We start from the raw sequence: 23,591 nt of genomic DNA, 5'->3' as shown, positions 1-23,591 counted from the left end.
GGGGCATCCGCGCCCGGCCGTCACGCGGGCCGCTATCCGGCCGCCCATTCCCCGGTGCAGGCGAACCGCTCGATCTCGGCCTCGTACGGTGTGGGGTCGAGGCCTCGCGCACGCACCCACGCCGTGTCGAGGTGGGTTTTCCGGTACGGATCAGCGGTGTCGCCGATGATGGTGACGATGCTGCCCTGCGTCCCCGCCTCGCGCATCCGTGCCACGAGGTGGCAGGTCCCCCAGAAGTTGGTGCCGGTCGCCGGTCCGGCTTCGATCCCGGCGGTAGTGCGAAGCCACCGCAGGGCTGCAATGGACGCCGCGTCCGGTACCGGGATCATCAGATCGATCAACGCCGGCAGGAAGCCGGGTTCGATGCGTGGGCGACCGATGCCAGGTATCCGCGAGGGCATCCCCGTGGTGTAGTCGCCACAGCCGCTCGCCCACGCGGGGAAGTAGGCGGAGTTCTCCGGGTCCACCACGGCCAGCCGAGTCGGATGACCGTGTTGCCGCAGGTGGCGCCCGACCGCGGCCGAGGTCGCCCCCGTTCCGGCACCGGTGACGATCCACTTCGGGATGGGGTGTGGCTCCCTGCTCAGTTGAACGAAGATCTCGTCGGCGATCGTCGGCTCACCCCATCCGGCCACCGCTCGCTCCGCGTCAGTGAAGTGGTCCAGGAAGTGGCCACCGAGCCGCTCGGCCAACGCCCTCGCCTCCCCCTGCACCGCGGCCGGCGGCTGCTCACCCACCTGCCACCGGCCGCCCTCCCTGTCGATCCTGGCCAGGACGTCCGCAGAGGTCTTCGCCGGTACGACGGCGGTGAACACCAGACCCAGCAGTCTCGCGAAGTGGGCTCCGGCGACGGCGGCTGCCCCGCTCGTAGCCGCGATTACCGGCGTATCCGCCCTGATAGCGCCGCTGGCGATCGCCTCACAGAACATGGCCCGCACCAGGCGATACTTCATACTGCCGGTGGGATGCGCGGACTCGTCCTTGATATAGATGTCGACGTCCCGGATCGCGGGTAGCGGAAGCGGGCGCAGGGGCGTCGGTGTCAGACTCAGGCCGTCTGACTGTACCCGTCGGATCGCGTCGGCAGCCCACGAGTTGGGATGTTCCATGGCCATGACCGGACCCTACTGGAGGCTCGGCACCAGTCAGGTCGCCATGCCCAACAGTCATCATGGCGACACAAACCTGCCGCTGTGCCAGCTACCGCGCTTCGGCTCTGCCGTATCGCTTGGGCGGCTGGATTGGATGAGACGGCGACTGGCTTCGGTGAGAACGGTCACCCGGCGAATCCCGCACAACGGGGCCCGGCGTCAGCTGCCGCTTCTACTACTCCGGCGACACGCTCTGACGCCCGTCGGCGCCGCTGCCTACGGCCTGCCTTCGGTCAGCTGGGCGGCGGTGTTCTCGATCCACAGCAGCGTCCACTCGACTCCGGCCTGCCACTCGGGTTCCGCGCTGTCGTACCGGCCGTCGGCGTCGGCCCGGATGTTGGCGGCGAGGGCGCGCAGGTCTTTCTGTAGCCCTTGTCGCTTGGCCGTGTCCATGGCCTGGAGCATTTCGTCAGTGATGTCACCGGGTCGGAGTGCGCTCATCGCCCCACCTTGGACGACCGCCCCCGCTCATGGCCATACCGCGAGGTCACCAAGCTGGATGCCGTACGGCGAAGCTCTGGTCAGCCCGTGATCTTCCGTGGCAGACTCGTGGCTTTCCAGGCGCGCACCACGCCGCTGCCTGAGCACCCGCCAGTGCGGAATGCAAAGCCCCCTCCAGCCCCCAACACGCTGAACTTGACAGAGAAGGTGACCCGGAAGGCGAGGACATCCGCGCCGCCTCCATCGGGCAGCTGTCCGTCGTCTACGTGATCAACCGCCTCACCCGGCACCTGCCCGTCCTGGATGTCTGGATCGGATAGTCACCTGGTGACAACGCCTTGCCCCCGGCATTGCAGCGACACAGTTGGCAAATTGCCGGTGCCAACCGGAGGTTGAAGTCAGTACGTTTGTTCCGCGAAGGTCGTAACAACCTGGTCGGAGGGGTGAAGGTGGACGGAGCGCAGGTCGCCTTCCGCTTGGAGAGGGGTGTAACCGGGTTTTGCGACTGGAGTGACCCGCCCGTGCCGAGTACCGATCCCGGGGTATGTCGTGCCGCTTGGCATGCCGCGGCGCGGGCTGCGGGCGGGCAGGTCGAGGACTTCACTGAGCAGGAGTACCCGCAGAACTTCCACAGCGCCACGATCAGCGACCGTGACGGCACGCAGATCGCACTGTTCCACGCTCACTACCCGCTGGTTGCCTTCGTCGAGGGCAGGCGTTACTGGTACACCGAGGAATTCCAGGAACCTCCTGCTTGGGCCACTGTCCTCAGCGACTTCGGTTTCATCGTCCTGTGCGCAGCACGGCTCCTGTCACCACTGGAGGAGTCGGATACCTCTGCTCTGTCCGCGGCCGAGCAGCGTCAGATCAAGCACTGGCGGCCGGAGACCCTTGGCGCGACGCTCTTCAACTCATGGGACTGACGGCCGGCACGTTGCGGACGCAGGCTGCTGCTGTCTACTCGGCAGACCGGAGGGCCGCCAGATGGGACGTGCGGGTGCGGGCCCTTGGGATGTCGGTCGTTGAGGCGGTGGAAGTTTATGGCTGTGGCGGTGAGCTGATGCTGTAACCGCGCCTTGGCCAGGCCGTGATATCGGCATTGCCGCAGGCCAAAGGCTCGAACACCGAGATGGTGCCTTCGACACCGGCCCGGTGCGCGTACTGCTCCTTCCACTCCGGAGTGTTTTCCTGGGCTCGTGCCTGCTGGATCACCTCATACTCCGCTTGCGGACGGAGGGTGATCCGACGGCCCATGTCCCACTTGCTGTGGATCGGGTGCACTGCTCTCGAGTCTTGCAGGGACGGCAGGCAGCCGTCGGGAAGCGTGCCCGAACCACGGCTGAGCACCGTGACCCTGCACCCCGCGACGATCGCCGAGACCGCGGTGACGGCCCTGGTCTCCCGACTTTCTCCCGCAGCCCCGCCACCACCCCCTGGCGCGCTGACGGTCCCGGCGGTCCTCCACCCCCGCCGCTCCCCACACCGCCGTGCCCGGCCTGGCTGCACTCGGCCGGGAGGCTGGTGACACGCCCCTGTCGGTTGTTGGTCACCGTACGAACACCACCGCCGAAGCCGAGCCGCAGTACCTGCTGGCCCGCGCGGACCGGGGCTTCGCCCGGTTCCTCGCCCTGCGGGCCGAGGACCAGGACGACGGCGAGACCCCAGCGGCGAGCGCCGGTGACTCCCGCGACAACGCCCCACGGGGCCTGCCATGCGGCTGTCAGGTGATTGGCGGCGGAGCCAGCGGAGGTGAGGAAAGCCGCGTCGGTTCGTGGGTGGAGGCGGCCTGTCACTGAAAGCAGGACTGCCCCTTAGCTGCGCAAGGTGGCACGCAGGCGCAGGCCAGCAGTTGCGAGACCTTCGAAGGTGGTGACCTGGTAGCTGGGTTCCGGTCCGGGCGGCTCGCTCAAGTGGTAGCGGCGGGCGGTCTGCGCAGTCAGGAGCGTCAGCATCGCCATGGCCAGAGCGGCTCCCTCGCAGCCATGCGGCCCGGTGCCGAAGGAGAGGAAGACCCCGGGTTTCGCCGGCGAGCCCGAATCATCGAGCCAGCGCTCGGGCCGGAACTGGTCCGGCTCGGAGTGTTCCCGTGCGTCGCGGTGGGCGGTGTAGGGGCAGACGAGAACGGTGGACCCGGCGTCGATGGTGTAGTCGGCGAGCTGAGTCTGTCGCGTGGCGCGCCGGGTCAGTAGCCAGCTCGGGGGGTGCAGTCGGAGCACCTCGCGTACCAGTGCCTGGGTGTATTGCAGGCTGTCGAGGTGGGTGCTGGTCGTCGCGGCCGGGTCCGCGGGCAGCAAGGCGGCTTCGGCCGCGACGCGGCCCGCTGCCTGGGGGTACCGGGCCAAATAAAGCAGGATCCATCCGGCTGCCCGGGAAGGTGTCTCGAAGGTGGCGACGGTGATTCCGGGGAGAGTGTCGAGGATGGCCTCTTCCGGCAGTAGGCCGTAGCGGGAGGAGGGCCGGAGCATCTGTCCCAGCATGTCGTCACCGAGTCGGCCCGATGAACGGCGCCGGCGGACGATGGGCCGCAGAGCGTTGGTGAAGGCGACTTGCTGCCGTGTGCGGAACCGCCGTGCCGGTGTGGGGATCCAGCGTGGCCATACCCAGCGCGAGGGGCGTACGAGCACCTCCCGGGCCAGGAAGAGCTGTGAGGCAAAGGGCAGCAGGGTGGGAGCGTCTTCGGAGAAGAGGTAGCGCACGCCGATCTCTGCCAGGGCGTGCCGGACCGGGGGCAGAACCTTGACGTCCTGGCCCGTGGGCCACTGGTCAGCAAATTGAGCGGCCCTGGGCGCAATCTCACCGATCCGGGCTGCAACCGCCTGCGGGCGTAGTCCGCGCATGCGGGCTGCGTGAGCGTGCGCACGCTCCTCGGGCGTCGGTGCTCCGCTCGACCGCTTCAACGGCGGGAAGAGAGGCGAGGATGCCTTGGGGAAGTCCTGCGCGCGGCGCAGGACTGCTTCACACGGTCCGGCCGTAGCGGCTACGTAGACACCCGGCTCCAGCTGCCAGACGTCCCCGCACTCGTCAGCGCCACGGCGCGCCAGCGCCAGCCGGTCGCGGCTCCAGGCCGCGAAGCTGCCTTCGGGCAACCGCGGCGGCTCATTCATTCGGCCCATGAGATCGCCCCTGACTCTCGTACCTGTCCAGGCCGATATCGTCGGCAGCGTGGCCGGGAGCCGGCGGGCGCCCGGCGGGCGCCCGGCGGGCGCCCGCCGACAGTGCGGTCAGACCCGGTCGTCGCCGGCGTACGCATCCCATTCGTGGGCCCCGTACGCACCGTAGTGGCGGGTGAAGGACAGCTTGCCGAGCAGCTTGGCGATCATGATGCACTCCTCTCGCCTGTTTGAGCCCTCCCAGCCGAGGGTTCAGCAAACAAGTTCTCGCCAGCACCAACTACCACGCATCCCATATTTCCACGCATGCCACATATGTCATATTCAGCGCATCAGTCGCACGCGTGGATATGAGGCGCGTGCTTGCGGGCTGGGCCCGCAAGCACGCCAACGTCGCCCCGGTGCTGGAGGTCAGTGCCGCCCCCGGCCGCGAGGTGCGGCGGCGCCGCTCAAGACCGGGGGCACCAACGCCCCGAAGGAGCGGAACGCAGCCTGCGGTACGTGTGATTCGCCTGTGCCGAACGCGGTGAGGTGGCGCTCGGCGTCCAGGGTCTCTTGGTGGTGCGGGGTCAGCCGTATGAGAGGTCGGAGCAGATGCTGCGGTTGGCTGGGCGTGCCTGTGCGGTGACGGTTGAGGGCAGTGAGGCTGCGGGTGCTGGGGAGGTGGTGGTGGGGGTGTTGGCGTAGTCCTGGCCGGTCATGAGGTTGATCTGGTTGCCGGGGATGGGGTGGAGCTGGGCGTGGGGGAAGAGCGCGGAGAGGGTTTGTGCCTGAGGTGTCTTTGTCACGCGATAGCCGTGGTCATGAGGTGTTCTTCCTACGCCATGGCGGCGGCCGCGGTTTCCAGGACAGCGCGCTGGGAACGGCGACCTGGCGCAGATGACGGAGTGTGCTGCCGTCGACGCACAGCCCCCTTGTCGGCGCTTCCACGCACCTCCGCGGTCCCGAGCTGGATGTTCCGAGAAGGGATATCTTTGGGCCGGGGGCCGGACGAGAATCCCGGCCCGATTACGGCGGGCCGGGATTCTGTGTTGTGCGCCTGGCCGGAGGGGCCCGGCCCGATTACGGCGGGCCGGAGTTCTCCAGCATGCGCATCAGGCGGTCGCTGGTTTTAGTAATCGCCGAAGTCGCCGAAGTCGCCGCCCTCGCCCTTCTCGCCGTGGTGGCGCTTGATGACGCGGAAGCTGGCGATGACTCCGTTCTTGACCTTCACGCCGCCATTCATCTCCTCGTGGTGCTTCTTCTCGTGGTGCTCGCCGTTCTCGCAGTTCTCGTCCTCGTCCTCGCCCTTGCCCTCGCCCTTGCCCGGGCAGACGCCGTCGGCAGAGCTGTGCGGGCCGACGGTGGCGATGGGGGCGCCGTTGTCGCACACGGCTCCGCGGAAGACCTCGACCTCGTTGCGGCTGTCGTTGCGGATGTTGAAGCTCTTGGCGCCCAGGCCGCTGACGACGGTGATGCAGCCGTCGGGGCGGCCGGAGAACTCGCGCTCGTTGATGTGGATCCTGCCCTCCTCGTGATGGCGCTTGCCCTCGCGCTCGTTGCCCTCGCGCTCGTTGCCTTCGTTGCCCCGGCGCTCGTTGCCTTCGTTGCCCTTGCCCGTGTTGCCGCCCTCCCCGCCCATGGGGGCCTGGGCGAGGACGGCGGCCGGGGCCACCTGGGCCTGGGCCCGGGGGGCGGGGACGGCGGAGGCGTAGGTGATGCCGGTCGCGGTCAGTGCCGCGGCGGCCGCGACGGCCGTGGCGATCGCGTGGGAACGGGTCATGATCATGTCGCTTGTTCTCCTTCTCGGACTCAGAGACAGTCCCGCTGTGACAGCCGGTGCGTGATTGAACGTACTAACACCCCCTATTGCTGTCATATCGAGCAAATCGGAACCCCCGGCTCCGTGGGGCTGATCGGGTATGTCGAGCCCCTTGACGCCGCTCCGAAAAGGAGCTGAGTAACCGTCAAAACTACGTGGAACATGGGAGGTTGATTGACCATTAGCCCTTGCAGGTGATCTTCTGACGTCTACTCACCCGCTGTGGTGGTGGGTCGCCGGGAAGTGTCGGCAAGTCGCTGCTTGACATGTGGCCTGTCGTAGGTTCCAAGGAGGCCACGTGAACGGTGGCTGTTCGACGAACGTGACCGCGCATAGCAGGGTTCGTCCAGGCCGCGAGACACGCAGACCCGATCTCCACAGGAATTCACTTCATTCGTGAGCAGCCTCGCGTGCGAGTCCATTGACTCTCGTGTGTCCGAGGACAGACTCAACTCGGCTTTGAGGGAAGCCGGAGGGCGCCTGTCTGAGCTTGACTCTGTCGGGGATCTTGGAGTTTCGCGGTGCAGCAGCCTGGTCAACAGGCATGCTCGTGTCGTTCCGATGACCGCTGTAGCTGCCGAGGTGCCCGTTGTCCCTTCGCCCCCGTTCCGGTGAGCAAATCCCGCCTTTGACCACGAGGGTCGCGCGGGCGAGCAACCCGAAGGGCAGGACAGCGATGTGGGTGAGAGACCGGCTGGATGGGCTGTGGTGCGACGAGGACTTCGCCGACTGGTACCCGCGCGACGGGCGTCGGGGCCTCTCGCCCGCTCAACTGGCCACCGTCTGCGTGCTGCAGTTCCTGCTCGGTCTGTCGGACCGGCAGGCCGCCGAGGCGGTGCGTTGCCGCATCGACTTCAAGTACGCCATGGCCATGGAGCTGGACGACCCCGGCTTCCACCACAGCGTGCTGGCCGACTTCCGTGACCGTCTCGCCGAGGGCGAGCGTGCTGACCGCCTCCTCGACCTCGCACTGGCCCGTCTCAAAGCCGCCGGTCCGGTGCGCGAGCGCACCACGCAGCGCACCGACTCCACCCATGTCTTGGCCGCGGTGCGTGACCTGACACGGCTGGAACTGATCACCGAGGCGGTGCGGGCCGCGTTGGAGGAAGTCGCCGGCACTGCCGGGCACCTGCTCGTCGGCCTGGTCGATGAGGAGTGGGGGAAACGCTACGGACGACTGGTCCGCCTGGGCAAGAATCCGACCCGGCCCAAGACCAGGATCCTTGCCACTGGCAACGACGCCGCCCGACTCCTGGAACACCTCTATCGGCACGGGGCAGGCCGGGCATTCGGCCGCCAGGTCCAGGCCCTGCGGCAGATCATGGTCCAGAACTACTACCGCGATGCTGCGGGCCGCCTGCTCTGGCGCGCGGAGGAGGACGGCAAACCCGGGCTTCCGCCATCGTCCCGGGCGATCGTCTCTCCCTACGACACCTCGGCCCGCTACGCACGTCACGGACACATCGTCAGCTGGAGAGGGTTCTCGGCCCATCTGACCGAAACCTGTGCTCCGGACGGCCCCAACGTGATCACGGATGTGGCCACCACCGCAGCCACCACACACGACAGCCAGGTCCTGCCCGGCATCCACACCCGGCTGCGGCGCCGCGGCCTGCTGCCCGCCGAGCACCTGGTCGACAGCGGCTACACCTCCCTGGTCCATCTGGAACAGGCCGCCCGCGAACACCGGGACACCCTCACCGGACCGATGCCGGTCAACCCCACCCGTCAGCACCGCCGAGGCGAGGGCTTCAGCCGTGACGACTTCCACATCGACTTCGACCGCCGGCAGGTCACCTGCCCCCAGGGCCAGGTCAGCCGAGGCTGGCACGGCCCCTACCCGACGTCCTCACCCACCGCGGCACCCCTGATCGTGGCGCGGTTCACCAAGGGCCAGTGCCGACCCTGCCCAGTCCGCGCCCAGTGCACCACCTCCCGCGAAAGCGCCCGCAACGTCGGCTTCCCACCGCGAGAACTCCGCGACCTGCAACTCCGCGTCCGTACCGAGCAGCAGACACCCGAGTGGAAGACCCGGTATGCAGTCCGTTCCGGGGTGGAGGGCACCGTCAACGAGTTCGCCCACGGCCACGACATGCGCCGCTGCCGCTACCGAGGCCAGGACAAAACCCACCTCCAGCACGTCCTGACCGCCATCGCCGTCAACATCGAGCGACTCAGCGGACTGCCGCCGGCCGGAGGAACACCCCCGCCCCGACAGCCCGCCGCCTTCCAGAATTTCCTGGACCAGCACAATATCCACCGGCCGAAGTCCTGCAGAAGCAACCGTGGTTGACACTACTGATTCCAAGATCCCCGACAGAGTCAAGCTCAGAGGTTGGCGCCCTGTGTGATGACGGTGTACCGCTCATTGGCCTCCGCCGACGTCGTGAGCGTCAGCGCAAGTCCCAGCGTTGCCGCAGCGGCGAGGGTCACCCGAAGAATGCGCATGGATGGGTGTCCTTCCCTCTCGACATCACGCCTTGAGCGTGTCCAAGGTGGCGCAGCCGCGGTCCTTGACGCAGATCTTGATGGAAATGGTTTCGCCCTCGTCGATGTCCAGGTTCGCCGTGCCGTAGTCGCCCGGGTCGATGTCGCCGCCGAGCACCGGCCAGCCGTTCGCGGTTGCCCAGTACGTTGCGCGTACGGAGGTGTCGTTGTAGACGGTGAAGTGCTCGCCCTTGGCGAGGAATCCGATGTATGCCCTGATGGAGTCGTTCCCTGACCAATAGCGGGCGGCCGATCCGCTGACCCCTCCGGCGTCGCCGTCGGTGGCGTCCCGCCAGTACGTGTTCTTCCATTCCGCCGCCCACGCCGGTCCCGTCGAGCTTAGCGCGGCCCCCAACGCCAGCGCGCAGACTGCCGTCACCTTTGCGACCCTGTTCCCCCGTACTTTCACGCGTCCTCCTGTGGTGTGTTTGCCGGATGGTGCGAGCCGCCGCCGGCAAGGCCGGTCAGCAGCTCCAACACCAGTGATGGTGGCCGCTGTCGGATAAGCGCCGCCAACCTTTTCTTCCTGCTGCGCCAAGACGATAGGAGACGCCGTATCCCTGGCCAATGTGCACGGTGCTCAAGTCCGGGCGCCGGACCGTGCACGGTGCTCAAGCGGCCAGGTCAGCGGTGATACGGAGGGCATGGACGACGTCGTGGACGCCGGTGCCATGGGTCAGCAGGTCGCGGCCCAGCAGGGCTTCGGCGGTGCGCAGGTGCGTTCGAACGGTGTTGCGGCTGATACCGATCCGGCGGGCGGCGTCCTGGGCGTCGGCGTTCGCGTCGATCCACGTCTGCAGGGTGCGGTGGTGGTGTGCCGGCAGTGGGTGGAGAAGGGCCTGGGCCCAGGCGCTGGCGGGATCGGTTTGCAGCAGGTCGTCCAGGGTGGGGGGCGTGTGCTGCGTCTCGGGTTCGGGGCCAGCCCATGTGCTGGTGAGGGCGAGGGCCAGGTTGACGTCGGCGCGGGAGCGGACGTCGTCGAGGTCTAGGCCGAGGGCCTGCCCTGCGCGTCGGAGGTGGGCGGTGATGGTATTGCGGCTGATGTTGATGAGGCGGGCCACGGCGGATCGGGGCATGGCCATCGTGAGGCGGGTGATGTCGGTGGTGGTCTTCGGGAGGGCATCCAGTGGACGGAGAAATGTACGGGCCCAGGTGAGGGCCGGCTGGCGTGGCAGGCGGTCCGCCAGCGGACTCCGGCCGTCGTGCGGGGCGATGCGGGTGGGAGTGCTGCGGGCGACGGCCAGGGCATGGGTGGCCTGGCTGTAGGCCTCGGCCGTCGCACCTAAGGGGTGCGGGTCGCTGATGCCCAGTGCATAGTGCGGGTTGTCGCGCACCAGGCGACGTAAGGCCTCACCCCGGCCCCGTTCCTGGCGACTTGAACCGTCGACCTCCTCCTCGTCGTCGGCTATGAGACCGATCAGATGTTCCTTGAAAGCGGGGCACTGAACGATGAGGTCCCGACCGTGGTAGCCAGAGGGGTCCTGATAGGCCCGCGTGATCGGGTCGCGGTCGGTCGGAGGGCAGCGCAGCAGATAGACCCGGAGCCGGTCGGCGTCCAGCAGCGGCGGAACGGCACCGGTTGTCATACGGCGGGCCAGAGTCGGCTCACCCGCCAGCAGCGCCGAAAGCACAGCGAACCGCAGCTGGCGCGCCTTGTACTGGTAGCCGCGCAACGTCCGGTCGGCGTCCCAGGCACGGCGCAGGACGGTCATGAGACTACCGGTGTGCGAGATCAAGGCCACCACCCCCGGGCCCGGCACAAAACTGCCGACCGCCACCAGCACCCGGCGCGAACCATGCGCGCCAAGGGCCTCACAGTGCACATACAGGTCATCCACCCGGGTAGCCGCCGCGGCCGTCCCACCACCGCACAACTGCCCGAGCAGCGGAGCCAGCGGGCCCAGAACCCTTTCCCCCGGAAAGCCCTCAGTGGACAACTCCACCGTGCCCGACGCATCCGCCACCAGCGCCACGTCTACGCCGGTCTGCCGGTACAGCCACTCGAGAACCTTCCGCACGTCCGGCTCAGCCCCACTCGACGCCTGACGCCTCATCTCACGCAGCAGCCCGTCCAACCGAGCGGCCTGCCACTGCGCCCCCGTGTCCCCCACGACCCCGTACCCCCTGTGCCGAAAATCCGCCGTCTGCTCTCACGATGACACGCGGCCGGATGCGGTGGTGACCGTGCGGTCGCCGACACAATCGGCACCGGCTTCTCCGGCGGATCTCCGGGACGCCGAGGGGTATGAGGTCCTGCTCGTCGCCGGGAGTGCCCCTTTTGCGGCTTCTGCGGCGCGGATGGCGGTCAGGTAGGCGAGGGCGGCCATGGCCAGGGTGATATGGCGGTACCAGGCCCGGTAGAGCCGCACCTGGTAGTGGTCCAGACCGCACTCTCCCTTCGCGGTCTGGAAGCACTCCTCCACCGCCCACCTCGCAGCAGCCACTTTGACCAGGTCTTTCAGTCGGGAGGCGACCGGGCCGTAGCAGACGTAGTAGGCGATCTCGCTCGGGTCGCTGACGCTGCGTCGAGCCAGTACCCAGTGCCCGAAACCGTTCTCCCAGTACGGGCGGATCGCGACACGCGCCCAGTCGTAAATCCGCTCACCGTGCGCGCCGGCCCCGCCGGAGATCCGTTTCCACCGCTGTCGGGGCAGCGCGGCGACCAGCTGGTCCACCCGCGCGTCCGCCCCGCGCGCGGCGATCACGGTGTCGTTGACCTTCGTGGCCAGCACGTGCGCGACCCGACGTTCCTCCAGCCACACTCGCAGGTGCTTGACCTGCCCGTAATCCTCGTCAGCGGTGACCCACGCGAACGGGACACCCGCGTCGATGGCGCGTTGCAGCATCCACTTGAAGTGCTCGTTCTTGGTCGCGAAGGGAACTCCGTCATCGATCCCGGCCGCGCGGCAGCGCTCACGGTCATCCGTCCAGGAGACAGGGATGTAGAGCTCGCGGTCGATCAACGCCCGCCCCCTGGAGGAGGCGTAGGCCAGGAATGTTCCGATCTGGCTGTTCTCCGTGCGGCCGGCCGTGCCGGTGTACTGACGCTGGACGCCGGCGGACTTGGTGCCCTTCTTCAGGAAGCCGGTGTCGTCGCCGATCAGCACCGCATCCTTGGCACCGATGGTCTCCACGACGAAGTCCCGCACATCGTCGCGGACCGCGTTCTCGTCCCAGCCGGAGTGGTTGAGCAGCCGCTGGACGCCGTCGGGGCGCAACTGCCCGACCTGCTCCGACAGCGTCCACCCGTTCTTTTTCTCAAGCGGCGCGAGCAACCCGTTCAGGTAGTCCGACGCCCGCTCGCGGGGCTCCGACCTGCCGAAACGATGGGCGAACCGGGCATGGAACCCGGCTATCCCCTCGGACCACGACTCGACCTGCTCAACCGTCAACGATTCATCGCACAGTCGGAACAACGAGCCAATCCGGCACCTGTCACGGCAGATGCGGTTGCAGTATTAACGAGCGGCGAACCAGGTGACAAGTAACCCGCCAGTAGCTTTCGGATCGAAGGCGCCCTGCTCACTCGTCGGTGTCGTCGGACGCTTCGGCTTCGGCGAGGAGGCGGTAGACGGTGGCGACTGAGGGGTGCTCGCCCTTGTTCTTGCCCGAGGGGATGACGAGCTTGCGGGCGATCTGCGGGACAGTGACGCCCTGGGTGCGCAGGGCACGGGCGTAGTCGGCCATATCGTCGTCGACGACCTTGGGGCGCCCTCCGTGACGGCCGCGCTCGCGGGCGGACGCCTGGCCTTCCAGGGACTTTTCCCGGATGTACTCGCGCTCGGACTCGGCCATGCCGGCGAAGAACGGCGCCGTGCCCGGACGGGTCGTAGACCCCCGAGGGGGCCGGTGAGGAGTTCGAGCTCGATGTCGTGGTGACGCAGGTCCTCCGCGATGGCCAGGAGCTCGGCGGCGCCGCGGCCCAGCCGCTTCATCTCACGCACCGTGAAAATCACCCGCTGATGAGGGACGGCCTTCTTGATGGTGCGGGCGAAGTCCATCGCCTTGACGAACTCCGGCCGGACCTTGATCCGGGTGCTGATCTTCTCCGAGAAGACCGGATCGCACCCGGCGTCGGCGAGGGCGGCGAGCTGGCTCTGGAGCTCTTGCTGGGCAGTACCGCACCTCGCGTACCCCACTCTCGTGGGCTTCGTCGCGGCCTCCGGCACTGCGGCATCGACGGCCAGGCCCCTCTCCCACGCGCGGCCGGGGCCGCGGTCGGAGGGGTCTTCACCTCCAGCTCGGCGCGGAGCTAAAGCACCAGCATGAAGCGCGGGGTGTGGTACTTCGGGGCGACCTTGCCGCCGCGGGTGCGGCAGGTGCTTCCGGCGGGCACTTCACAGGCGGGGCAGTCGAACTGTTCGACGATGGCGGCCGGTTCGGCGAGCTCTGGCATGTCGCAGAACCTATCGCGAAGGGCTTTGTACGAAAGCTGTTTTGCGAGAGGTTATGAGAACGAAGATCGGGGGCAAACCGGACACGGTTCGCCGGGGTCCGCGATCTCTCAGAACTACTCATTTCCGCGAACACGAAGCGTGACGGTTTCCGCCTGGACCAGGTCATTCGCGCCGATCGCAGGGATCTGTCATCGCTCAGTTTCCGCAGCCGCTGACAAAGGGTCACGATCGTCATCTGACATGGCCCGCCTGATTCCTTTCATCTTGACGCATGCCGATATCGGCATATGATTGCCCCATGGCACGAGCAGCGACGACGTCGGACGTCTTCAACGCGATCGCCGAGCCGCAGCGCCGGGAGATCCTGGTACTGCTGCGGGCGGGTGAGCGGTCGGTGACCGAGTTGGCCCAGGAGTTGGGGATGACCCAGCCGGGGGCGTCCAAACACCTGCGGGTGCTCCGGGAGGTCGGGCTGGTGCGCGACCGCAAGGCAGGCAAGCAGCGCCTGTACGGCCTTGACGCCAGCGGGCTGCGGCCCGTCCACGAGTGGACCGGCGGTTTCGAGCAGTTCTGGAACGAGAGCTTCGACCGACTGGACGCCTACGTGCAGGACCTGAAGCAGACAAGGAAAGTGGAGTAGCTGATGAGCACGACAGAACAAGGAACGCCGGCGCAGTCGGCGACAGCCGACCGCGAGATCGTCATCTCCCGGATCATCGACGCCCCACGGGAGCTGGTGTTCGAGGCGTTCACCGACGTCCGACACCTGTCGCGATGGTGGGGACCGGAAGGGTTCACCACCACCACGCGGGCGTTCGAGTTCCGCGTCGACGGAGAGTGGGACTTCGTGATGCACGGACCGGACGGGACGGACTACCAGGAGTGGATCACCTGGACCGAGCTCGCCCCACCGGAACGGATCGCGATGCTCCACGGTGAGACCCGCGATGACCCGAACGCCTTCGAGTCGGTCCTGACGTTCGAGCCCGACGGCACGGCGACCCGGATCGAGATGCACACGGTGTTCCCCACCAAGGAGCAGCGCGACGAGGCGGTCGAGAAGTACCACGCGATCGAGGGCGGCCGGCAGACCCTGAGCAACCTGGCTACGTACGTCACCGAGATCGTTCGGAAGGGAGCGGAGGGCTGATGGCCGGGAAGGTGTTCTTCAGCGTGTCGATGTCGCTGGACGGGTTCATCGCGCCCGAGTCCTCCGAGGACTTGATGGGGCAGCAGTGGATGGAACTGCAGCAGTGGATCTTCCCGCTGCGGTTCTTCCGGGAGAACCTGAAGCTCGGCGAGGGCGGCGAGGAAGGGCGCGACAACGACATCGCGCGGGAGACGTTCGAGCGCACCGGCGCGAGCGTGATGGGTAAGCGCATGTTCGACGCCGGCGAGAAGATGTGGCCGGAGGAGGCGCCGTTCCACACGCCGGTGTTCGTCGTGACGCACGAGAAGCGTGACCCCTGGGAGCGGCCCGGCGGAACCACCTTCCACTTCGTCAACGACGGCATCGAGACCGCGCTCGACCAGGCCCGCGAGGCCGCCGGCGCCCGCGACGTCCGCATCGCGGGCGGCGGCGCGACGATCTTGGAGTACGTGAACGCGGGCCTGATCGACGAGTTCTCGATCGCGCTGTCACCCGTGCTGTTTGGCTCCGGAATCCGCCTGTTCGAGGGCGTGGACGCGGGCCGCGTGGCCCTGGAGCCGGTCCGCGCGGAGCCCTCCCCAAGGGTGACGCACCTGACCTACACCGTCCGGGGGCGGTAACTGTCCCGAACTCAGCGCTCTCCCGCCGAGGTCAGCTGCCCGCGGACGGCCCGGCCCGGCCCGGCGGCGACGACGACGGATGACGATACGTGCTCACCTATGGGGGCGGGGAGCTGGCCATGTACGCCGACACGGTGTCCGAACCGCTGTCCGCAGTGATCCCCGGCTACGACGAACCTCCCAGCAACGAGAACGACGACGAAGCAGCGTTCGTGGCTTGCTACGAGGCGGCGGTCGAGCTGGCCAACCTGGTGCAGACCGGGCTGGTGATCGACGCCACCGAGAACGACGGCTGGTCACCGGAGCAGGTCACCGCCAGGCCCTGACGGGGCCGTACGCTCCAGGCGTCCGGACGGGGAGAGTCACGGCCTTCGTCCGGGCATCACTACCAGGTCCGCCGCCCGGCCGGACTGTTTCGGATATCTGCCTGCGCTGTACACCGGCGCCTCTACCGTCCAGCCCGAATGCTGATCACGGGGGTGGCGGAATGGGCTGGTGTGGGGCGGGATCTGGGTCTGGACGGGGTGGTGGACCACTTCACCCTGTCCGGCGACGAGGCGGGCTGGTTACGGAACAAGACCGGCGCCACGAGGCTGGGCTTCGCCGTCCAGCTGAAGTTTCTGACCTGGCGCGGCCGGTTTCCCGAGATGCGTCTGGAGCTGCCGCCCGATGCGGTCGAGCATGTCGCCAAGCAGGTGGGCGTCGCCGCGTCCGAGCTGGGGTTCTATGACTTCACCTCCCGCGTCGCGAAGCGGCACCGCAGCGAGCCGCGGGATCTGACCGGCTGGCACGAGTGCTCGAAGACCGACCTGGTCAAGCTCGTCTCGCACCTGGTGGACGTGATCTGGCACGACGAACGCCGCGAGGAACAGGTGCGGGCCGAGCTGCTGCGGCAGATGCGGGTGGATCTGATCTACGGCGAGGTACGGCTAAATATGGGCCGCCGTCTTCAGCTCGCCCAGCCCGTCCCGCAGGAGCCAGACCCCGAGCCGACCGCCACATAGCCCGACCCTAGAACCTCAGAGGACCCCGGCCACGGCCGGGGTCCTCTGACATGCGCGCATGCAGGGCGCCTTCGATCCGAAAGCTACTGGCAGGTTACTTGTCACCTCGTTCGCCGCTCGTTAACGGCACCCCCTGACGCAGGGGGGCGGCTCTGCTGCTGTGGGAGCGCTTCAGTTGGCGGGTTTCGCCAATTACCGCGCCAAGGACGTGCCTGGGTGCCCGCCAGCAACTCGTTGACGTCGAAATTCGCGAGCCAATCGCTCACGGTCCAGGCAGGATGCCCTCTGTGAACCATGTCCTGTGCGGGCTCGCTGCCAATGTGACCCTGCCGTCCGAGCTGGTTAACCGGCTGATCGCGGTCGCGGACGCCGACATCGCCGTGGAACTCGCCGGTCGAGGGGACCTCAGCCGTGAGCAGGCGGTCTCGTTGGTCTCGCGCGTTGAGGAAAGCGCTGTGCGGCTAGCGTACGAGGGCCGGCTGACCGCCGCCGACATCGATCCTGCGGCACAGCCGCACGCCGCACTCGCCTTGCTCCACGAGCGTGCCGGTAGCCCGGAGTGGGCACGCCTCCTCGCGGCAGATCCTGTCGTTGAGCGCCGGGAGAAGCTGGCTGCCTGCTCCGGTCTCCCGTCCGATGTGGTGAAGACGCTTGCCGCAGACTCGGACGTACGGGTTGTCGCGGAGCTCGCGTTGTGGACGACACCGGAAGTGGCCGCCAGGCTTGCGGGGCATCCACACGCTGAGGTCCGCCGCGCGGTGGCGGCCAACGAGGCGACGCCGCCGGCCGTACTGGCGGCGCTGATCACCGGCAGGGGACTGCCTCCCGCGCAGCGGTGCCTGGTCTGCGACCGCGAAGAGACGCCGTTCGTGCACGATCCGCAATGCCCACGCCCCGACTGCGATCTGCTGCCGGGCGCCTCCTGTGACGGCCCCCACGAGTCCACCATGCACGACATACAGGAGGCGGCACTGCGGAACCCGGCCACACCCACCGAAGCCGTCGTCGGCTTCGCCGACCATCCTTCAATGCTCTTGCGCTGGGCGCTCGCCGCCCGCTCCGATCTGCCCCCGGAGGTGTACAGACGGCTCGCCGCAGACCCCACTCCCGGTGTTCGAGCCGACCTCGCCGAAAATCCCGCGATCGACGACGCCCTGATCCGCGTGCTGGCCAGCGACCGTGACCATAACGTGCGGCGCAGGCTCGCACACAACCCACACGTGCCGCTCGACCTGCTCACCCACCTCGCCGGCACTACCAAGATTGGCACCACCCTGCTGCCGCGGATCGCCTCCGCATCCCCCGCCGAGGTGGAGGCACTGGCCCAGTCGCCGAAACCGGCCGCACGGATGCTCGTGGCCCAACGACGCGATCTGCCGCCCGAGATCTGCGACGCGCTGGCCAATGACCCCGACGCGAAAGTGGCCAAGTTCATCGCTCCGCACCCGGGTCGGTCCGAAGCACAGTTGCGCGCCATGGTCGACCGACACGGCGTCCGGGTCCTCGCCAAGGTGGCGGCCAACCCGGACGCGACCCCGGCGCTGCTGGAGGACCTGACCCGGAACGAACCATCGGTGCAGAAGGCGTTCCGTGAGATCGCCCGGCATCGCAATGCGACGGCCTCGGCGCTGCTCGCCTGCCTGGCGGACAAACAGGCGAGGCCCATAGCCGCCGGCCACCCAGCACTCCCGCCGCCCGTCATCGTAGAGCTCCTCACCGACGCGGACTGGCAGGTAGTGGAAGCGGCAGCCGCCAACCCGTCGCTGCCACCTGCCGTGATATCGGATCTGATGCGCCGGCTGTAACACCTTCGTTTCGGGGCTACGAAGCACTCGCTGAGACTGAACAGAAGAACTTGACAGGGAAACTCGTCGAAGCCCTCGCCCGAACCGGATTCGTGGGCGTTTCCAAGATCGCCATCAGGAACCGGGAGCGCTTGGCGCTGCTGCGTCCACGGCATGGAGTACTCGTTGTCCAGACCCTGCTCTGGGCCGACGAGCTGCGCGACCCCGGTGATCTCGCTCCGTCCCCGCCCGTCACAGACCGGGAGCTCGAACTCGCTGAGACATTGATCAGATCACTGCCCGGCATCGAGGAGAGCGAGCTGCAGGATGAATACGGGCACGCCCTGGAGCAGCTGGTCACGGCAAAACTCAGCGACGGCGAGCTGATCGAGCCCGTGGAGCCGGCGGCGCCGGTGGATCTGATGGCGGCACTGGAGGAGAGCGTCCAGGCGGCCCGTGCGCGGCGAGGGCATTGAGCACGTAGCGGCCCGGGAGTCACTCCGGCGCCGCAGCGCCCTCGGACCCAGGGCGGCGGATATCTGCATACAGCCTCGCCGTCACCCCAGGCTCGCCAGGGACACGGCGAACCCGGCCACCGCCCGACGTTGCCCAGCGCCGACCGAGCGCATCGATCCGGGCCGCGGCGGACCGCACCCGCGCGCTCCCCTTGATCCACCGGGCGGGGCCGCAACCGGCGGCCTGCCGGCCCTCGGCTGCGCGCGGGCCGGTTCGGAGGCATCGCGGACGGCGATGGCCCGGGAACGGCTGTTCCCGGGCCATCGGCGGTCTTGTTTCAGGAATGGTTCGGTCGGTGTGCGGTCTCAGCCTGTGCTGCGGCTACGGCGGGCAGCGGTGCGGACGAGAAGGCCGCCTCCCAGGAGAGCAGCGGCGACGAGGAGACAGAGGCCGATCGTCGTGCCGGTGCGGGCCAGGGCGCCGTTGTTCCCGGGCGGGTCGTTGTCGGGCTGGTGGTTCCCTCCGCCGCCGGTGCTGCCGGGGTCGCCAGTCGGGCTGGGTGAGGGGTTCGGTGTGGACTTGGCCGTCGCCGAGGAGGGTGCGGTCGTGATCGGTTTCGTTCCGGGAAGTGAGTCGGCCGGTACGAACGACGCGGTCACGGTGTTGGTGGTGTCCTTCGTGATTTTGCTGGTCGAGCAGAAGAAGTGCGTGCTCTTGCCGACCGCGAGGTCGAAGGCGCCGGCGGCTTTCACACAGGAGGCTTCCTGCTGGTCATTGAGGGTGGCACCGGTGATGGCGACCGGTCCGGTGTTGGTGACGGTGATCCGCCAGTACGCGGTGCCGCCCCAGGGGACGGTGGTACTCGATGCCCAGGGGCCGGCCCCGTCCTTGCCGCAGGCGGCCTTGTCGGTGGAGGTGCAGACCTCCTTGACGACCTCTGCCTTCGGCAGGCAGCCCTCGCTGGGGGCGACGTGGAAGCTCACCCTGTTCGAGGCCACCGGGGCGAGGCTTCCGGTGACCAGGGTGGCCTGGTTGTGCACCGAGGTGACCGCGCAGTCGCTGACCGGCTCGGTCCGGAAGCACATCTGCGGCGCGTCCCCGTCCCAGCTCACGATCACCTGCGGCTGGTTCGTCTCCGTGAACGACGACGTGGTCTCCAGTGCCACGCGGGTGGTCACCGTGATCGGTCCCACCGTCGTCGGGATCGAGGAGATGTCCGCGGTCCGGGACGCCGGGTCGAAGGGGAAGGTTCCCAGCGTCTTGCCGGAAGAGTCCTTCACCGCCACGGACGAGTCCGCGAACCTCACGGTCTTCGGATCGATGCCGCCCAGCGACACCTTGCTGTAGGACTTCACGTGCCCGTCCTGCCCGTCGCAGTAGGACTGGGACGGGTCGACCTTCATCTTCGCCGCCACTCGCAGGCAGGGGGTGCTCCCGGTGACCGGGTCGATCGAGAACAGGTAACCCATGTGACCGAGGGCGTAGCTGCACTGCTCGTCGTAGGCGAAGCCGTAGAGCATGTTGTTGCCGTTGCCGATGCTCGGGAAGTTGGCCGCTCCGGGGCCGATGTTGCCGAAGCCGGCACACGGCGACCGGGTGGTCCAGTCGTAGCAGTAAGCGGTGCCGCCCTGCGCCCAGGACGGGAACAGCGACTGCGTATGTCCGTTGGGAGCCTGGAAGGTCAGCGGGGCCGCGGCGAGTGCGCGGCCGTTCATGCTGAGGAGCGTCTGCAGTCCCGGCGGGTCCGCGATTGCGCTTCCCTGGATGTCCCAGCACGCCACGTCCACGGAGGATGAGTCCGTCACGCAGACACCGGTCTTCTTGCCGTCCGCGTCGTGATGGGGGTAGATGCCGAGCGCCGCCGGGCCACTCCTGGGTGACGTCCAGCCCTCACAGACCGCACCGCGGGCGGAATCGAAGCATCCCACGGCTCCGCCTGCGGTCACGAAGACGCGGTCGTCGACGACGGTCAGTCCACCCCGCATCACGGTCGGCAGACCGATGTCGAACGTCCCGCACGCGGCGCCCGCACCCGGATCGAAGCACAGCACCGCACCCGTGCCGGAGGCGGCGTAGATCTTGCCGTTCGGGGCCTGGACGACACCGATGACCGCGTTCGCGGTCGTCAGGGCGGTGAACCCACAGCTCTGCTGCGCCTGGAGGTCCAGACAGCCCACACCGATCGGGGAAGGACTCCGGCCGAGGTACGCCGGGTAGTAGAGCTTGGACCCGCTCTGCACATAGGTGGGCGAGAAGTTGGTGCGGAGGTCGCCCTTGAGGGCCTCGGCGACGGAGGAGTTCATCGCCTGCGGCCAGGTCCGTGCCTCCCCGGTCGGAGAGGTGCACCCCTTGGAGGTCCGTACCTCTGTGCATACCACCGCGGCACCGTCGGCCGAGTGTGCCTCGTGGTAGATGTTCCAGATCTGCGGCGTCTCGACGCCGTTGACCGTGGCGGTGTGGAGGATCGGGACCCACCCGTCACCGCCGGTCTGCTGGGTCACCGGGTTGAACGGCGGCGGCAGAACGGCGGCCTGCGCGGTGGCCGGCGAGGGTGCCTGGGGGTTCACCGCGCGTACCGCGTTGGTCGCCCTCCCTGCGTCCTCGGTCCCGAAGGAGCTCCCGCCGTCGGTCGACCACTGCGCGGTGAACCCCGGAGGCACTTTCAGCGATCCCGGAACGAACGTCTGGGTCTGAGGCGTGCTGCCCGGACCGCCCTGGATCACGTCCGTGATCGAGGTGCTCGTCGGGCTCCCGTCCGGATTGGTGTACGAGACCGTCCACTGGATCGCGTCGCCGGGGTTGGCGGTGGTCGTGCTCCCGGTCACCACGTCCTTGCCCGTCTTCACCAGCCGCTCACCGGCCGGCTTCGTTCCGGCCGGTACTCCCGTGGACGGAGCCGGGCCGGAGACGGGAGCCTTGCTCGAGGCGTCGGGTGCCGGCAAGGCGAACGACGAGGTGGCACCCGTCACGGCTAAGGCCGCCAAGGCCGAACTGAGGGCCAGTAACCCGTGCTTCCTGCCGACGGGCAGCCGTGGCCCGGCAAGAGCACCGGCACCACGGCGCATCACCGACGCGATCACGGCGCCGACGGCCCACAGCCAGGCCACCGCAGCAGCCGTAGGACCGGAGGCATGGCCCGCGGCCTCCTGTCTGCTGCGGGGCCGTGCCCGGGCGGAGCCGGCTCTGAGCCCATGACGGGCTATGCGTGATTTGGGACAGCGTTTCATTGGGAATCCTTTCGACCTGTGGGGTCGGCCGACTCAGGGCGCGCCCCGGACTGCGGGAAGGGCCCACCCGAGACACCCGGCCACCAGGAGCAGGAGATATCTGCCGGTGGACACGCGCCGGGCCAAGTCGTCATGGACAGTCGGCACTTCGTGCTGTGGGCACGCTACTGGAGCATCCGCCCGCAGTTGGGTCCTTCCGTTCAAAGGTCACCCCGTCGGATCGGAGCCTGTCCAGATTCTCGAGGTGGTGGGCGACGTCGCGAATCTGCTCGGCGCCCGCCGCCACGGAGCAGGACGCCGGTGGGATGCGGGCCACGTCGACGGGGAGCGTCCACGAAAACGACCCGCACTCCAGGCCGGTGATCCACTGGAACTGCCAGCCCGGGACGGTCTTGCGGTCGCCGGTCGCAGCGGGGCGCGTAGTGGTGCCCACGGCCCGGCGAGCACTCCGCGCTCGGCCGGGGATACTTCGAGGCGTCCACACCGAACATCAACGGCCCGTCAGGGAGTTGGCTCGCCGGCAGGGATCGCACTCGCTCTTCGTCGACCGCTCCGCGGGCCAGAGCGTCGTACAGGGCACCGTGTCCGCGTCGAAAGTTCGACTGCTGTGACAGCTCGATGAGCGAGGCGACCGGGCCGTCGGCGCAGAGCACCGCGTCGGCCAGATCGAACAGCGTGGCACCGTACCGGGCGCAGGGCGGGAGATCGACCGATCAGCAGGAAGGGCGGACCGCGGCCGGCTACTCGCGCCGCGCGAGGTCCTCGGGTGTGGGCTGGTACCGGGTCACGTGCGGGTGGCCGCTGTAGTCGACGGCTGACCGCAGGATCCGCACTCGATGCAGCGTCAACCCAGCGTGATCCATCGGATGCCGAGCCGCTCGATCAGGGCGGTCTCCGTCGTGTCGAGCGCCGCGCGACCGGTGACCTTGCGCAGGAAGGTCGGCCTGTCCCAGCCGAGTTCACGCGCCACGTCTACCTGGTCCGGCCCGAGCAGCAGTTCCAGCACCGCCGCCCCTGCCTCCGGAGTCAGCCACGGCTCGCGTCCCAGTGCGTCCGCCAAGTCCAGGCCGTGAACCGCGACCTCTACCACCCGGGTGAGCAGGAACTCCGAGAGCAGCATCGCGTCGCCGTGACGAGTACGCACGACTCGGTCTTCCGGTTCGTCCCGGCACATCTGATCCACTTGCTGCCACGTCGCGGCGAAGTCCTCGGCGAGTGCGGCACCGTTGGCATGCCCGGCCGCGTGGTCCTGGGCCAGGCCGATGCGGGCAGCGTTGGTCTGCGGGCTGAACCGATCGTCGGGCCGGTAGTACTCCACTGCGCTGACCTCGGCCTTGTCCGGAGCGCTGCCGTCCAGCATCTGCGGCAACCACGCGATCACCACCCGGACGTGACCCAACAACTCCCGCACGGACCAGGGTTCACACCGCGTCGGACGATCCCACTCGGTCTCGGACAGCCCGGCAACCGCACGGGAGAGTTCCCCGGCTTCGAGACGGAAAGATTCCAACACATGACCTTGACCCATGCCGATCAAGCTATCAGCGGCCACGACCCCACATCCGAGGGGGTGATTTGCATCACGTCGACGAGGCTGGAATGCAACCCTGCCGGCCATGAGCGTCGCGAATTGCCCCTCGGCGAGGATGCCTGCTCTATGGCGACACGGACTCCACCGCACACGGCCTCTGCGGATACAAGGCACTCCTTCATCACCGACTCGCTCGAGTACGTTGGCCGTTTTGTGAACCCAGCACCGCTGGTGGCGGGTCTGGAACACTCGAACACCTGGAGTTCGACCTGTAGAGGCCACGCCCCGAACAGCCCGCGCGCCTGTGACTGTGCAGCTCGGTTGGCACTTGTGCACTTGAGTTGGCACCAGTGAGCAGTTCAGTTGGCGCGCGGGCTTTCCGGCAGGTGACGGGGTACCCCTGGCGTGTGGACGCGCTCGGTCACACCCGGC

The 23,591-nt window shown here is 68.1% G+C and carries 24 protein-coding genes and 1 pseudogene; 10 read left to right on the top strand and 15 right to left on the bottom strand.

Annotated features, from left to right (window positions below):
- Positions 1 to 32 precede the first annotated feature (32 nt).
- Both OG953_RS42255 and OG953_RS42250 read right to left on the bottom strand, forming a co-directional pair.
- A complete protein-coding gene (locus OG953_RS42255) occupies positions 33 to 1,115 on the bottom strand; it encodes a pyridoxal-phosphate dependent enzyme (RefSeq protein WP_405691330.1) in 1,083 nt (360 codons plus the stop codon).
- A 252-nt stretch (positions 1,116 to 1,367) separates the two neighbouring features.
- A complete protein-coding gene (locus OG953_RS42250; protein ID WP_405691328.1) occupies positions 1,368 to 1,592 on the bottom strand; it encodes a hypothetical protein in 225 nt (74 codons plus the stop codon).
- Between the two features lie 521 nt (positions 1,593 to 2,113).
- Here OG953_RS42250 and OG953_RS42245 point away from each other — a divergent pair.
- On the top strand, positions 2,114 to 2,515 hold the full coding sequence (locus tag OG953_RS42245) for a hypothetical protein (RefSeq protein WP_405691326.1): 402 nt from the start codon (positions 2,114 to 2,116) through the stop codon (positions 2,513 to 2,515).
- 564 nt (positions 2,516 to 3,079) lie between these two features.
- Positions 3,080 to 3,388, top strand: a complete 309-nt coding sequence (locus OG953_RS42240) for a hypothetical protein (protein ID WP_405691324.1) — start codon at positions 3,080 to 3,082, stop codon at positions 3,386 to 3,388.
- 15 nt (positions 3,389 to 3,403) lie between these two features.
- Here the strand turns inward: OG953_RS42240 and OG953_RS42235 are convergent, their stop codons facing one another.
- From OG953_RS42235 to OG953_RS42225, 3 genes are all read right to left on the bottom strand, one after another.
- Positions 3,404 to 4,696: a cytochrome P450 gene (locus OG953_RS42235; protein ID WP_405691322.1), complete on the bottom strand. Its 1,293-nt coding sequence runs from the start codon at positions 4,694 to 4,696 to the stop codon at positions 3,404 to 3,406.
- Between the two features lie 575 nt (positions 4,697 to 5,271).
- Positions 5,272 to 5,490 (bottom strand): hypothetical protein, encoded by a 219-nt coding sequence (locus OG953_RS42230; RefSeq protein WP_405691320.1) that lies wholly within the window; start codon positions 5,488 to 5,490, stop codon positions 5,272 to 5,274.
- 323 nt (positions 5,491 to 5,813) lie between these two features.
- Positions 5,814 to 6,470 (bottom strand): hypothetical protein, encoded by a 657-nt coding sequence (locus OG953_RS42225; protein ID WP_405691318.1) that lies wholly within the window; start codon positions 6,468 to 6,470, stop codon positions 5,814 to 5,816.
- Positions 6,471 to 7,179: 709 nt separating this feature from the next.
- Between OG953_RS42225 and OG953_RS42220 the strand changes: the two genes are divergently transcribed.
- Positions 7,180 to 8,796, top strand: coding sequence for an IS1182 family transposase (locus OG953_RS42220; RefSeq protein WP_405692406.1), 1,617 nt, complete (start codon positions 7,180 to 7,182; stop codon positions 8,794 to 8,796).
- Positions 8,797 to 8,976: 180 nt separating this feature from the next.
- Here OG953_RS42220 and OG953_RS42215 read toward each other — a convergent pair whose 3' ends face one another.
- From OG953_RS42215 to OG953_RS42190, 6 genes and pseudogenes are all read right to left on the bottom strand, one after another.
- The gene (locus OG953_RS42215; RefSeq protein WP_405691317.1) at positions 8,977 to 9,369 is read right to left on the bottom strand and encodes a hypothetical protein; all 393 of its coding nucleotides are present in this window, start codon (positions 9,367 to 9,369) and stop codon (positions 8,977 to 8,979) included.
- Positions 9,370 to 9,601: 232 nt separating this feature from the next.
- Positions 9,602 to 11,008, bottom strand: a complete 1,407-nt coding sequence (locus OG953_RS42210) for a helix-turn-helix domain-containing protein (RefSeq protein ID WP_405691315.1) — start codon at positions 11,006 to 11,008, stop codon at positions 9,602 to 9,604.
- 132 nt (positions 11,009 to 11,140) lie between these two features.
- Positions 11,141 to 12,382, bottom strand: coding sequence for an IS701 family transposase (locus OG953_RS42205; RefSeq protein ID WP_405691313.1), 1,242 nt, complete (start codon positions 12,380 to 12,382; stop codon positions 11,141 to 11,143).
- A gap of 130 nt (positions 12,383 to 12,512) precedes the next feature.
- Positions 12,513 to 12,785 carry a hypothetical protein gene (locus OG953_RS42200; protein ID WP_405692518.1) on the bottom strand — a complete coding sequence of 91 codons (273 nt, stop codon included), beginning with the start codon at positions 12,783 to 12,785 and terminating at the stop codon, positions 12,513 to 12,515.
- 113 nt (positions 12,786 to 12,898) lie between these two features.
- Positions 12,899 to 13,129 (bottom strand): annotated as a pseudogene (locus tag OG953_RS42195) (recombinase family protein); the annotation flags it as partial.
- Positions 13,130 to 13,242: 113 nt separating this feature from the next.
- Positions 13,243 to 13,386: a hypothetical protein gene (locus OG953_RS42190; protein WP_405691311.1), complete on the bottom strand. Its 144-nt coding sequence runs from the start codon at positions 13,384 to 13,386 to the stop codon at positions 13,243 to 13,245.
- A gap of 299 nt (positions 13,387 to 13,685) precedes the next feature.
- Here OG953_RS42190 and OG953_RS42185 point away from each other — a divergent pair, with 299 nt between their 5' ends.
- The 7 genes from OG953_RS42185 (at position 13,686) to OG953_RS42155 (ending at position 18,421) form a co-directional block, all read left to right on the top strand.
- Entirely contained in the window at positions 13,686 to 14,027 is a 342-nt protein-coding gene (locus OG953_RS42185; protein ID WP_405691309.1) for an ArsR/SmtB family transcription factor, read from the top strand.
- A 3-nt stretch (positions 14,028 to 14,030) separates the two neighbouring features.
- Entirely contained in the window at positions 14,031 to 14,537 is a 507-nt protein-coding gene (locus OG953_RS42180) for an SRPBCC family protein (RefSeq protein WP_405691307.1), read from the top strand.
- Positions 14,537 to 15,157: a dihydrofolate reductase family protein gene (locus OG953_RS42175; RefSeq protein ID WP_405691305.1), complete on the top strand. Its 621-nt coding sequence runs from the start codon at positions 14,537 to 14,539 to the stop codon at positions 15,155 to 15,157. Before OG953_RS42180 ends, OG953_RS42175 begins: the two co-directional genes overlap by 1 nt.
- A gap of 89 nt (positions 15,158 to 15,246) precedes the next feature.
- Positions 15,247 to 15,483, top strand: a complete 237-nt coding sequence (locus OG953_RS42170) for a hypothetical protein (protein WP_405691303.1) — start codon at positions 15,247 to 15,249, stop codon at positions 15,481 to 15,483.
- Between the two features lie 138 nt (positions 15,484 to 15,621).
- Positions 15,622 to 16,161: a DUF4158 domain-containing protein gene (locus tag OG953_RS42165; protein WP_405691301.1), complete on the top strand. Its 540-nt coding sequence runs from the start codon at positions 15,622 to 15,624 to the stop codon at positions 16,159 to 16,161.
- A gap of 287 nt (positions 16,162 to 16,448) precedes the next feature.
- Positions 16,449 to 17,966 (top strand): hypothetical protein, encoded by a 1,518-nt coding sequence (locus OG953_RS42160; RefSeq protein WP_405691299.1) that lies wholly within the window; start codon positions 16,449 to 16,451, stop codon positions 17,964 to 17,966.
- A 50-nt stretch (positions 17,967 to 18,016) separates the two neighbouring features.
- Positions 18,017 to 18,421, top strand: a complete 405-nt coding sequence (locus OG953_RS42155; protein WP_405691297.1) for a Ku protein — start codon at positions 18,017 to 18,019, stop codon at positions 18,419 to 18,421.
- Between the two features lie 19 nt (positions 18,422 to 18,440).
- Here OG953_RS42155 and OG953_RS42150 read toward each other — a convergent pair whose 3' ends face one another.
- The 4 genes from OG953_RS42150 to OG953_RS42135 all read right to left on the bottom strand — a co-directional run bounded on the left by OG953_RS42150 (position 18,441) and on the right by OG953_RS42135 (position 23,141).
- Entirely contained in the window at positions 18,441 to 18,725 is a 285-nt protein-coding gene (locus OG953_RS42150) for a DUF6207 family protein (protein ID WP_405691295.1), read from the bottom strand.
- A 41-nt stretch (positions 18,726 to 18,766) separates the two neighbouring features.
- A complete protein-coding gene (locus tag OG953_RS42145; protein WP_405691293.1) occupies positions 18,767 to 21,508 on the bottom strand; it encodes a hypothetical protein in 2,742 nt (913 codons plus the stop codon).
- 320 nt (positions 21,509 to 21,828) lie between these two features.
- A complete protein-coding gene (locus tag OG953_RS42140) occupies positions 21,829 to 22,293 on the bottom strand; it encodes a hypothetical protein (RefSeq protein ID WP_405692404.1) in 465 nt (154 codons plus the stop codon).
- 179 nt (positions 22,294 to 22,472) lie between these two features.
- The gene (locus OG953_RS42135) at positions 22,473 to 23,141 is read right to left on the bottom strand and encodes a maleylpyruvate isomerase N-terminal domain-containing protein (RefSeq protein WP_405692402.1); all 669 of its coding nucleotides are present in this window, start codon (positions 23,139 to 23,141) and stop codon (positions 22,473 to 22,475) included.
- Positions 23,142 to 23,591 lie beyond the last annotated feature (450 nt).

Origin of the sequence: Streptomyces sp. NBC_00057 (genome assembly GCF_045041165.1) — a bacterium.
In the GTDB taxonomy this organism is placed as follows: domain Bacteria; phylum Actinomycetota; class Actinomycetes; order Streptomycetales; family Streptomycetaceae; genus Streptomyces.
Note: the sequence above shows the minus strand (reverse complement) of the source record. Positions and strands in the feature narration are given on the sequence as shown.

Bases quoted from the DNA above. Each gene is read 5' to 3' on its own strand.
- OG953_RS42255 (WP_405691330.1), bottom strand. From the start codon at position 1,115: ATGGCCATGGAACATCCCAACTCGTGGGCTGCCGACGCGATCCGACGG.
- OG953_RS42250 (WP_405691328.1), bottom strand. From the start codon at position 1,592: ATGAGCGCACTCCGACCCGGTGACATCACTGACGAAATGCTCCAGGCC.
- OG953_RS42235 (WP_405691322.1), bottom strand. From the start codon at position 4,696: ATGAATGAGCCGCCGCGGTTGCCCGAAGGCAGCTTCGCGGCCTGGAGC.
- OG953_RS42225 (WP_405691318.1), bottom strand. From the start codon at position 6,470: ATGATCATGACCCGTTCCCACGCGATCGCCACGGCCGTCGCGGCCGCC.
- OG953_RS42220 (WP_405692406.1), top strand. From the start codon at position 7,180: ATGTGGGTGAGAGACCGGCTGGATGGGCTGTGGTGCGACGAGGACTTC.
- OG953_RS42200 (WP_405692518.1), bottom strand. From the start codon at position 12,785: ATGGCCGAGTCCGAGCGCGAGTACATCCGGGAAAAGTCCCTGGAAGGC.
- OG953_RS42190 (WP_405691311.1), bottom strand. From the start codon at position 13,386: ATGCCAGAGCTCGCCGAACCGGCCGCCATCGTCGAACAGTTCGACTGC.
- OG953_RS42185 (WP_405691309.1), top strand. From the start codon at position 13,686: ATGGCACGAGCAGCGACGACGTCGGACGTCTTCAACGCGATCGCCGAG.
- OG953_RS42180 (WP_405691307.1), top strand. From the start codon at position 14,031: ATGAGCACGACAGAACAAGGAACGCCGGCGCAGTCGGCGACAGCCGAC.
- OG953_RS42175 (WP_405691305.1), top strand. From the start codon at position 14,537: ATGGCCGGGAAGGTGTTCTTCAGCGTGTCGATGTCGCTGGACGGGTTC.
- OG953_RS42165 (WP_405691301.1), top strand. From the start codon at position 15,622: ATGCTGATCACGGGGGTGGCGGAATGGGCTGGTGTGGGGCGGGATCTG.
- OG953_RS42150 (WP_405691295.1), bottom strand. From the start codon at position 18,725: ATGGCCCGGGAACAGCCGTTCCCGGGCCATCGCCGTCCGCGATGCCTC.